This is a genomic window from Streptomyces inhibens (assembly GCF_003389455.1).
In the GTDB taxonomy this organism is placed as follows: Bacteria; Actinomycetota; Actinomycetes; order Streptomycetales; family Streptomycetaceae; genus Streptomyces; species Streptomyces inhibens.
In genome coordinates, this window is sequence record NZ_QUAC01000401.1 from 1 (window position 1) to 9,540 (window position 9,540).

The window sequence follows — 9,540 nt, forward strand, 5'->3', positions numbered from 1 at the left end:
CGGTGGCCCCTGGGCGGGGGCCACCGGCAGGGGCCGCGCGCTACCGCCGTACGCGCGGGCGTCGGCGTGAGGTCACCTGGACCAGTAGGGGTCGCTCAAGTCCGCCGTTCAGTTTGCTGTGCCGGCCGCCCCGTTGAAAAGGCGCTGCAGCCACACGACCGCCTCCCCCGGGTCCGCTGCCACCGGTACCCCCTCCGGTACCGGTGGGCGCCGTACGACCACCACCGGTATCCCCGCCTCCCGTGCCGCCGTCAGCTTGGCGGACGTTGCCGTTGCGCCGCTGTCCTTTGTCACCAGGACGTCGATGCGGTGGGTGCGGAGCAGGGCTCGTTCGGCCTCCAGGGTGAAGGGGCCGCGGTCGAGCAGGACCTCCATGCGGGGCGGGTGCGGGGGCTCGGGGACGTCCACGGAGCGGGCGAGGAACCAGAGGTCGGTGAGGTGGGCGAAGTGGGAGAGGCCCATGCGGCCGGTGGTGAGGAAGATGCGGGTGCCGAGGGTGGGGAGGGCGGCGGCGGCCTCGTCCAGGGAGGTGACCTGGTGCCAGGTATCGCCGGGTCCTGGTACCCAGCCGGGGCGGCGGAGGGCGAGCAGGGGAACATGGGCGGTGGCGGCCGCTTCGGCTGCGTTGTGACTGATGGTGTCGGCGAAAGGATGGGTGGCGTCGATGAGCGCGTCCACCGCGTGCTCGCGCAGCCAGCGGGCGAGGCCCTCGGGGCCGCCGAACCCTCCGATGCGTACGTGCCCGGCGGGCAGTCGTGGCGCGGCGACCCGGCCGGCGAGGGACGTCGTCACGCGCAGGGTCGGCTCCAGCGACAGCTCCGGCGCCACGGACGGCTCCGGCGCCACGGACGGCTCCGGTGCCAGGGTCGTGGCCAGGCGGCGGGCCTCCGTCGTGCCGCCGAGGATCAGTACATGGCGCACCGGGCGAGCTGCGTCGTTCATGGGATGTGGGTTCCTCCGTGGCTGAAGCGCAACCGCAGGGTACGGGGAAGGCCGCGGGAGGGCGTAGCGCGCAGCTCGCACACACCGGGCTGCGGCACGGGTGGACGACCGGTGCGTGTGCGACGGCGGCGAGTACGGCCGCGTACACCGCGCTGCTGAGCGGCGAGTTCCCCGATCCGGTGACGATCACGCTGCCGAAGGGGCAGACGCCGTCCTTCGCGCTGGCGGTGGAGGAGCTGGACCGCGACCGCGGTAGTGCCATGGCCGGGGTGGTGAAGGACGCGGGGGATGATCCGGATGTGACGCACGGGGCGTTGATCCGGGCGCGGGTGCGGAGGCTGGCGCCCGGGTCGGGAGTGGTGTTCAAGGCGGGGCCGGGGGTGGGGACCGTGACCCGGCCCGGGTTGCCGCTGGAGGTGGGTGAGCCCGCGGTCAATCCCGTACCGCGGCAGATGATGCGTGAGCACTTGACCGAGGTCGCCAGGCGATACGGCAGTGGTCCGGGGGCCGCGGCGGATGTCGAGGTGGAGATCTCCGTCGATCACGGGGAGGAGATCGCGCGCAGTACGTGGAATCCGCGGCTGGGGATTCTGGGCGGGCTGTCGATCCTGGGGACCACCGGGATCGTGGTGCCGTACTCCTGCTCGGCGTGGATCGACTCCATCCGGCGTGGGGTGGATGTGGCGCGTGCGGCGGGGCGTACGCATGTGGCCGGCTGTACGGGGTCGACGTCGGAGAAGGTCGCCGTCGCCCTGCACCACCTTCCCGAGGACGCGCTGCTGGACATGGGGGACTTCGCGGGGGCGGTGCTGAAGTACATCCGGCGGCATCCCGTGGAACGGCTCACCATCTGCGGCGGGTTCGCCAAGCTGTCCAAACTGGCGGCGGGGCATCTGGATCTGCACTCGGCGCGGTCCCAGGTGGACAAGGGGTTTCTCGCCGAGCTGGCCCGGCGGGGCGGCGCGGACGAGGCGCTGGCGGGGGCGGTGGCGGAGGCCAACACGGGCCTTGCGGCGCTCCAGTTGTGTGCGGCGGCGGGCGTTCCGCTGGGCGACCTGGTGGCGGCCACGGCCCGCGAGGAGTCGCTGGCCGTGCTGCGCGGGGCGCCGGTCGCGGTCGATGTCATCTGCATCGACCGGGCGGGGATGGTGGTGGGACGGGCGGAGCCGCGGGGACCGGGCGGCGCGCCATAGGGCGTGTCCGACCGCTCAGGTGCGCTGCGCGACCGCCATGCCACCGCCGCGACACCGCCACGACTCCGCCCGCGCGACACCGCCACGGCGGCTCTACCCCAAGGCCGGTCCGTTGCTGCGGCCCTCGCTCAAGCCATCGCTGCGCCCGTAGTTGTTTCCGTCGCTGCGTCCGTAGTTGTTTCCGTAGCTACGACCGTCGTTGGTTCCATAGCTGCGACCGTCGTTGCGCCTGTCACCGCGCCGGTACCCCAGGCGGTCCGCCACGCAGTCGTTGTCGCGACCGGTGAGCGTCCCCAGCGCCGTTCCGAGGGCACAGGCCGTCATCCGGATCGGGCCGTCATTCAGCCGTACGGTGCCGTGATGTCTCCGTACGTGATCGCCCCTGCCGTCGGCGCCGGCGACGTTGTTGCCGAAGAGGGTCAGCAGGGCGGCGGCGACGACCGCACCGGCGGCCAGTCTGGTACGCATCGTGGGGTGCTCCTTTGCCTCGGTCTCCCTTGGGTGTTGCACCTTCCTTACCGGCGACCGGCAGGTGGATAACGGATATTCACCCCGATGCGGTCATATAATCAGCCGGGCAGGCTTGTTGAGGACCCGCACGGCCCGTGCGGCCGCTCCCGGTCCGCCGAATACAGATGGCTGTCGCGGAACTGCTCGGCGCCCAGGGTGCGGCCGACCATGATGACGGCCGTACGGACCACACCCGCGGCCTTCACCTGCTCGGCGATGTCGGCGAGGGTGCCGCGCAGCACGAGTTCGTCGGGGCGGGAGGCCATGGCGACGACGGCGGCCGGGCAGTCGGCGCCGTAGTGCGGCAGGAGTTCGGCGACGACCCGGTCGACGTACATGGCGGCCAGGTGGAGGACCAGCAGCGCACCGCTGCGGCCGAGGGTGGCGAGGTCCTCGCCCTCGGGCATGGGGGTGGCGCGCTGGGCGACGCGGGTGAGGATGACGGTCTGGCCGACGGTGGGGACGGTCAGTTCCCGCTTGAGGGCGGCGGCCGCGGCGGCGAAAGCGGGCACGCCCGGCACGACCTCGTAGGGGACGCCGGCCGCGTCCAGGCGGCGCATCTGCTCGGCCACCGCGCTGAAGACGGACGGGTCGCCGGAGTGCAGCCGGGCGACGTCATGGCCCTCTTCGTGGGCGCGGACCATCTCGGCGGTGATCGTGTCGAGGTCCAGCTGCGCGGTGTCGATCAGCCGGGCGCCGGGCGGGCACTCGGCGAGCAGTTCGCGCGGGACCAGGCTGCCGGCGTAGAGGCAGACCCCGCAGGAGGCGAGGGTACGGGCGCCGCGCACGGTGATCAGGTCGGCGGCGCCGGGACCCGCGCCGATGAAGTGGACGGTCATGGGTGTTCGGTCTCCTGGGGCAGGGAGCGGGGAGGAGGAAGCGAGGGGAGAGGGGCGGCGGGTGCGCTAGCGCTGCTCGCCCGGTGGCTTGACCGCCGACCACTGGGTGACCGGCATCGCCTGCCGCCAGCCCGTGAAGCCGCCGACCGGCACCGCGTGGGCGACCGCGAGCCGGACCAGTTCGCCGCCGTGCTGCCGGTGGCGCTCGGCGAGCAGCGCCTCGGACTCCAGCGTCACGGTGTTCGCGACGATCCGGCCGCCCGGGGGCAGCGCGTCCCAGCAGGCGGCCAGCAGGCCGGGGGCGGTCAGGCCGCCGCCGATGAACACCGCGTCCGGCGTGGGCAGTCCGTCCAGCGCGGCGGGTGCGGGGCCGTGGACGACGCGCAGCGCCGGTACACCGAGCGTGCGCGCGTTACGGCCGATCCGCTCGGCCCGTACGGGATCGCGCTCGACACTGACGGCGCGGCAGCTGCGGTGCGCGCGCAGCCATTCGATGGCGATGGAGCCGGAGCCGCCGCCGATGTCCCACAGGAGTTCGCCGGGCGCGGGCGCCAGCGCGGCCAGGGTGGCGGCGCGGATATGACGCTTGGTGAGCTGGCCGTCGTGTTCGTACGCGGCGTCGGGGAGGCCGGGGACGGTGGAGAGGGGCGGGGTGCCGGGCTCGCGGACGCAGTCGAGGGCGAGGACGTTGAGGGGGTCGGCGGGGGGCGCGTCCCAGTCGGCGGCCGCCCCTTCCACCATCCGCTCGCGCTCGCCGCCGAGTTGTTCCAGTACGCGCATACGGGTCGGGCCGAAGCCGTGTGCGCGGAGCAGGGCGGCCACCTCGGCGGGGGTGCCGGCGCCGGCGGACAGCACCAGCAGACGGCGGCCGTCGTACAGGGCGCGGGCCAGGTTCTCGATGGGCCGTCCGACGAGCGTGATGACCTCGGTGTCCTCCAGCGGCCAGCCGAGGCGGGCGCAGGCGTGGGAGACGGAGGAGGGGTGCGGGAGGATGCGCAGCCGGTGGCTCACGGCGGCGGACCCGGGCCGGGCCTTCGCCCCGGTCGCCCCGTCCGCCGTCTCCTCCCCCAGCACCTCGGTCAGCGTCCGTCCGATCCCGTAGAACATCGGGTCGCCGCTGGCCAGTACGCACACCCGGCGGCCGGCGTAGGTGGCGAGCAGCCCGGGGACGGCGGGGCGCAGCGGGGAGGGCCACCGGATCCGCTCGCCGGCGCACTCCGCGGGCAGCAGCGCGAGCTGGCGCGGGCCGCCGATCAGCACCTCGGCGGTGCGCAGGGCCTGTTGGGAGGCGGCGGGCAGTCCGTGCCAGCCGTCGGCTCCGATGCCGACGACGGTAAGGGGTCCAGGAGCGGCCGGGGCGGGTGGTGCGGGGCTCACTGCCGAGTACCTCAGAGGTCGACGGGGACCGGGACAGGTCCGGGGGACAGGAGCCGAACTCTACTGACCGGGCGGTTCGCGGCCACCCGCGGGGAGTCCGTCCACCGGCCCGGCGCGACCCGCGCGGAACCCGGGCCGACCTCGGTGCACTTATTGCACACTGCTTGCAATTGCTTACTATGGGCGTCCAAGGACGAGAGGGGTGGTCGGCCGGTGGGCTCGCCTGTGGTGCTGGGCATCGAATCGTCCTGCGACGAGACGGGCGCCGGGCTGGTGCGCGACGGGCGGCTGCTCGGGCACGCGCTCGCGTCGAGCATGGACGAGCACGCCCGGTTCGGCGGTGTGGTCCCGGAGATCGCCGCCCGCGCCCATGTGCACGCCCTGACGCCCGTCGTACGCGGTGCGCTGGCCGATGCCGGGCTGCGCGCCGCCGACATCGGGGCGGTCGCGGTGACCACGGGTCCGGGCCTGTCCGGCGCGCTCCAGGTAGGGCTGGCCGGTGCCAAGGGGCTGGCGTATGCGCTGGGTGTTCCGCTGTACGGCGTGCACCACCTGGCCGGCCATGTCGCCGCCGACACCCTCGAACACGGGCCGCTGCCCGACCCCTGCGTGGTGCTGATCGTCTCCGGCGGCCACACCTCGCTCCTGCTCGTACGCGATCTGGCCCGCGACCGCATCGTGCACCTCGGCGACACCCTGGACGACGCGGCCGGCGAGTGCTTCGACAAGGTCGCCCGGGTCTTCGGGCTGCCGTACCCCGGCGGCCCGGCCATCGACCGGGCAGCGCGCGTGGGGGATCCGCGCGCTGTCCCCTTCCCCCGCCCGCTCACCACCGGCGGGCCCGGGAACCGCTTCGCCTTCTCCTTCTCGGGCCTGAAGACCGCGGCGGCGCGGTGGGCGGAGAGCCACCACGCCGCGGGCCGGGCGCTGCCGGTCGCCGACGGCGCCGCGGCGCTCCAGGAGGCGATCGCCGATGTCCTGACCCGTAAGGCGGTGGCCGCCTGCGCCGAACACGGCGTGCGGACGCTGGTCGTGGTCGGCGGTGTGGCCGCCAACTCCCGGGTCCGCACACTGGCCGAGGAGCGCTGCGCGGCGGCCGGCATCACCCTGCGGGTCCCGCCGCTGCGCCTGTGCACGGACAACGGCGCCATGATCGCCGCGGTCGGCGACCTCCTCGTCCGGGCGGGCGCTGCGCCTGCCCCGCTGGATGTCTCGATCGATCCCTCGGCACCATTGGAGTACGCGGCGCTGCATCCGGTGGGGCGGGCCGCGGTGGCGGTGGCCTGACCGCGCGGCGGGAGGCCGGTGCCCCCGGCGCCCGTCTACGTCAGCAACGAGATCAAGAACTGCCCCGCGAACAGGAACGCCGCACAGAAGCCCACGACCGCCGGCAGCCACTGCCAGATGCCGCGTGGGGAGTCGAAGCAGACCAGATAGCCGAGCACGGCGAGCACGCCGGTCAGGGCGCCCAGCCAGAAGGGGAGGCCCTCGTGGTGGCTGGACAGCACGGCGACGGCGGCCAGCAGGCCGAGCACCGCCAGGACCTGGCCCTTGCCGGGCGCGGGCCGCTTGGTCTCCCCCGTAGCGCTCATGCCGCCGGATCGTACCGGGGTGGGGCGGCTGTCGACGGCTCCCCACGCCCGGGCGGACCGGAGAGTCGGGGTCCGTTTCGCGATCCGGGTCCTCTCCCCGTCGCACCGCTCTGACCAGGCACGATACGCCGTTCGACGGTAATGACAACGGTCACCGGTGCAGCCTTTGGATCTTTTGCCGAAGTGCGGTTTGCTTCGCAGCGAGGAGCCAGGAAGGAGCGCGCCATGACCGAGCACGCCCACAGCCACGGACACAGCCACAGCCACTCGCACGGCGTCTCACCGGACGCCGACCGGCGCTGGCTGCGGGCCGCGCTCGTCCTGCTCAGCGCGTACATGGCGGTCGAGGTCGTCATCGGTGTCGTGGCCCAGTCCCTGGCGCTGATCTCGGACGCCGCCCATATGCTCACCGACGCGGTCTCGATCGTGCTGGCCCTGATCGCGATGCGGCTGGCCGCGCGGCCGGCGCGCGGCGGCTATACGTACGGGCTCAAGCGCGCCGAGATCCTCTCCGCGCAGGCCAACGGCATCACCTTGCTGCTGCTGTCGGTCTGGCTGGCGTACGAGGCGGTCCAGCGGCTGATCACGCCGCCCGCGGTGACCGGCGGGCTGGTGCTGGTCACCGCGCTGTCCGGGATCGTGGTGAACCTGATCTGCACCTGGCTGCTGTCCAAGGCCAACCGCTCCAGCCTCAACGTCGAGGGCGCCTACCAGCACATCCTCACCGACCTGTTCGGGTTCGTCGCCACCGCCATCTCCGGTCTGATCGTGCTGATGACGGGGTTCGAGCGGGCGGATGCGATCGCCTCGCTGGTGGTCGTCGCGCTGATGCTGCGGGCCGGTACGGGGCTGGTGCGCGAGTCCGGCCGGATCTTCATGGAGGCCGCGCCGGCCGGTGTCGACCCGGACGCGCTGGGCGATCAGCTGGCCGCCGAGAACGAGGTCGTCGAGGTGCACGATCTGCACGTCTGGCAGATCACCTCCGGACAGCCGGCGCTGTCCGCGCACATCCTGGTGGCCCCGGGCGGCGACTGCCACAAGGTCCGGCGCGGGCTTCAGGAGCTGCTGAGCGGGCAGTACGGCATCACCCACGCCACCCTCCAGGTCGACCACGTCGGCGAACAGGGCGACGCCGACGAGGTGCTGACGCTGAGCCGGCGCCCCGGCCCGGAGCAGCCCACCGACCACTGCGAGGACGCCCATGGCCCGGTCCACCGGCCGAGGCCGCACCGGCACTGAGGGGCTGCCGGGCGGCCGCTGAGCACCCGTCCGCCGGGCAGCGCGCCGCGACCTTCCCCTCACTCGGGTGAACCCGGGCCGGGAGCGGGCCACAAGCCACCGGTCGCGGGCGCCGCGATGCTCGGATGACGGCATGAGAACCGCCGCTGTCTGCGCGCTGCTGGGCGCCGCATCGCTCCCCGGACCGTCCGCCGTCGCGTACGCCCCGCAGGCGCCGCCCGCCGTCTCGGTGACGGTGGCGGTGACCGACGGCACCGATGACACCGAGGCCGGCAAACGACTGGAGTACCGCATCACCGTGCACAACCTGGGCACCACCGACGTCCGCCGGGCCCGTATCGAACAGCGGATGCCAGCCACCACCACCTCGGCCACCGCCGCGGGCGGGATCGTCCAGGGCCACGGCATGGGCCGGCAGAAGGCGATCTGGCGCTCCGACCTGCCCGCGCACGACATCCAGGTGTTCACCGCCACGGCCGTCCTCGGCGACCGCCCCGACCTCACCACCACCGCCGCCCCCGGCACCCTGCGCGCCGCCGCCACGGCCTGTGTCTACGTGGACGGGTCCTACGCCCCGGCGGCCTGCTCGGGCGATCTGGACGACCTGCCGGAGACCCACCCGGAGGAGGCCGGCCGTGACGGGTGGGTGTGGTGGGCGGTGGCGGCCGCGGTCGCCGCGCTGTTCGGGCCGGGGGTGGTGCGGGCGGTGCGGCGGCGGCGCACCGCGAAGGGGCGCTGAGGAACGGGGCCGCGCGCCGGGTCACCCATTGGCACCGGCCCCGCTCGCGGCCGACGGGGGATCGGACTTGCCTGGAAGGTGGCCATAGGGCGTGTCCGAAAGATCACCCCGGCCCGGCTGATCCCCAAGACACGCCCAGTCCGCCGCGCAGGAAGGACAGGACGCGATGTCAGCGAGCGCACCCGCACGCCAGGGCGGGCGGGTGCCGGAGGGGGAGCGGCCGCCGGCGGGGCCGCGGCGGCCCGGACGGGCGCTGGCCGGTGGGGTGTTGCTGCTGGTGGGGGCGTTGCTGCTGCCGTTGAGCCTGGCCGCCACCTGGGCCCGGGCCGAGTTGACCGAGACCGACAGCTATGTGGCGGCGGTGGCGCCGCTGGCCGGGAACGCGGCCGTCCAGAAGGCCGTCGTCGACGATGTGACGGACGGGGTGATGGCGCATGTGCGGCTCGACGGGCTGCTGAAGGCCGTACCGCGCGCCGAGCGTCCCGCGGTGCGCAGGCACTTCACCCGCGGTATCCGCGAGTTCGTGGGCAAGCAGGTCCGGCAGGTCGTCACCGGCCGCGGCTTTCCGGCCATGTGGAACGGGGTGCACCGGACCGCCCACCGGACCCTGGACGGCACCTTGACCGCATCCGGCGATGCCGCGGTCACGCTGGATCTCACCCCGGTCGTGGAGCGGGTCAAGCATCAGCTGTCGCACAACGGCATGGGGCTCGACATCCTCCGCCGGGTGCCGCGGGCCGGGGTGGAGATCGTCCTGCTCAAGGCCCCTGACGTACCGCGGATCCGGGCCGTCTACGACGTCGTGGGCACCGGGGCGATGCTGCTGCCGCCCGCCGCCGCACTGTGTCTGGGCGGCGGGCTGCTGCTGGCGCGGCGCCGGCGGCGGGCGCTGATCTGTACGGGGGCGGGCTGTGCGGCGGCCGCCGCGCTGCTGGCCGCGCTGCTCGCGCTGGTCCGCGGCCGCACCCTGGACGCGCTGCCCGCCATGGTCTCCCGGCCGGCCGCCGGCGCATACGCCGATGCGCTCACCGATCCGCTGCGCACCGGCGTCTGGCTGGTGGCCGGCGCGGGGACGCTGACGGCGGCGCTGGCCGCGGCGGGACCGCCGG

At 74.0% G+C, this 9,540-nt stretch carries 10 protein-coding genes; 5 read left to right on the forward strand and 5 right to left on the reverse strand.

Annotated features, from left to right (window positions below; translation table 11 throughout):
• Positions 1 to 108: 108 nt before the first annotated feature.
• On the reverse strand, positions 109 to 942 hold the full coding sequence (locus DY245_RS35775) for a cobalt-precorrin-6A reductase (RefSeq protein WP_128511263.1): 834 nt from the start codon (positions 940 to 942) through the stop codon (positions 109 to 111).
• A 17-nt stretch (positions 943 to 959) separates the two neighbouring features.
• On the opposite strand from DY245_RS35775, the gene DY245_RS35780 reads away from it, so the two are divergent.
• Positions 960 to 2,135: a cobalt-precorrin-5B (C(1))-methyltransferase gene (locus DY245_RS35780; protein ID WP_128511264.1), complete on the forward strand. Its 1,176-nt coding sequence runs from the start codon at positions 960 to 962 to the stop codon at positions 2,133 to 2,135.
• Positions 2,136 to 2,228: 93 nt separating this feature from the next.
• On the opposite strand, the gene DY245_RS44960 is transcribed toward DY245_RS35780, so the two are convergent.
• The 3 genes from DY245_RS44960 to cbiE all read right to left on the reverse strand — a co-directional run bounded on the left by DY245_RS44960 (position 2,229) and on the right by cbiE (position 4,861).
• Positions 2,229 to 2,603 carry a hypothetical protein gene (locus DY245_RS44960; RefSeq protein WP_181924025.1) on the reverse strand — a complete coding sequence of 125 codons (375 nt, stop codon included), beginning with the start codon at positions 2,601 to 2,603 and terminating at the stop codon, positions 2,229 to 2,231.
• Between the two features lie 101 nt (positions 2,604 to 2,704).
• Complete coding sequence (gene cobM / locus DY245_RS35790; RefSeq protein ID WP_128511265.1) at positions 2,705 to 3,484, reverse strand: precorrin-4 C(11)-methyltransferase; 780 nt, start codon at positions 3,482 to 3,484, stop codon at positions 2,705 to 2,707.
• A 66-nt stretch (positions 3,485 to 3,550) separates the two neighbouring features.
• A complete protein-coding gene (cbiE, locus tag DY245_RS35795; protein WP_128511266.1) occupies positions 3,551 to 4,861 on the reverse strand; it encodes a precorrin-6y C5,15-methyltransferase (decarboxylating) subunit CbiE in 1,311 nt (436 codons plus the stop codon).
• 213 nt (positions 4,862 to 5,074) lie between these two features.
• On the opposite strand from cbiE, the gene tsaD reads away from it, so the two are divergent.
• The gene (tsaD, locus tag DY245_RS35800; protein WP_128511267.1) at positions 5,075 to 6,148 is read left to right on the forward strand and encodes a tRNA (adenosine(37)-N6)-threonylcarbamoyltransferase complex transferase subunit TsaD; all 1,074 of its coding nucleotides are present in this window, start codon (positions 5,075 to 5,077) and stop codon (positions 6,146 to 6,148) included.
• Positions 6,149 to 6,183: 35 nt separating this feature from the next.
• Here the strand turns inward: tsaD and DY245_RS35805 are convergent, their stop codons facing one another.
• Entirely contained in the window at positions 6,184 to 6,453 is a 270-nt protein-coding gene (locus tag DY245_RS35805; RefSeq protein ID WP_128511268.1) for a hypothetical protein, read from the reverse strand.
• Between the two features lie 225 nt (positions 6,454 to 6,678).
• Here DY245_RS35805 and DY245_RS35810 point away from each other — a divergent pair, with 225 nt between their 5' ends.
• The 3 genes from DY245_RS35810 to DY245_RS35820 form a co-directional block, all read left to right on the forward strand.
• Entirely contained in the window at positions 6,679 to 7,692 is a 1,014-nt protein-coding gene (locus tag DY245_RS35810) for a cation diffusion facilitator family transporter (protein ID WP_128511269.1), read from the forward strand.
• Between the two features lie 133 nt (positions 7,693 to 7,825).
• Complete coding sequence (locus tag DY245_RS35815; RefSeq protein WP_128511270.1) at positions 7,826 to 8,431, forward strand: hypothetical protein; 606 nt, start codon at positions 7,826 to 7,828, stop codon at positions 8,429 to 8,431.
• A gap of 166 nt (positions 8,432 to 8,597) precedes the next feature.
• Positions 8,598 to 9,540: hypothetical protein (locus DY245_RS35820; protein WP_181924026.1), on the forward strand; the 943-nt coding region annotated here is incomplete at its 3' end.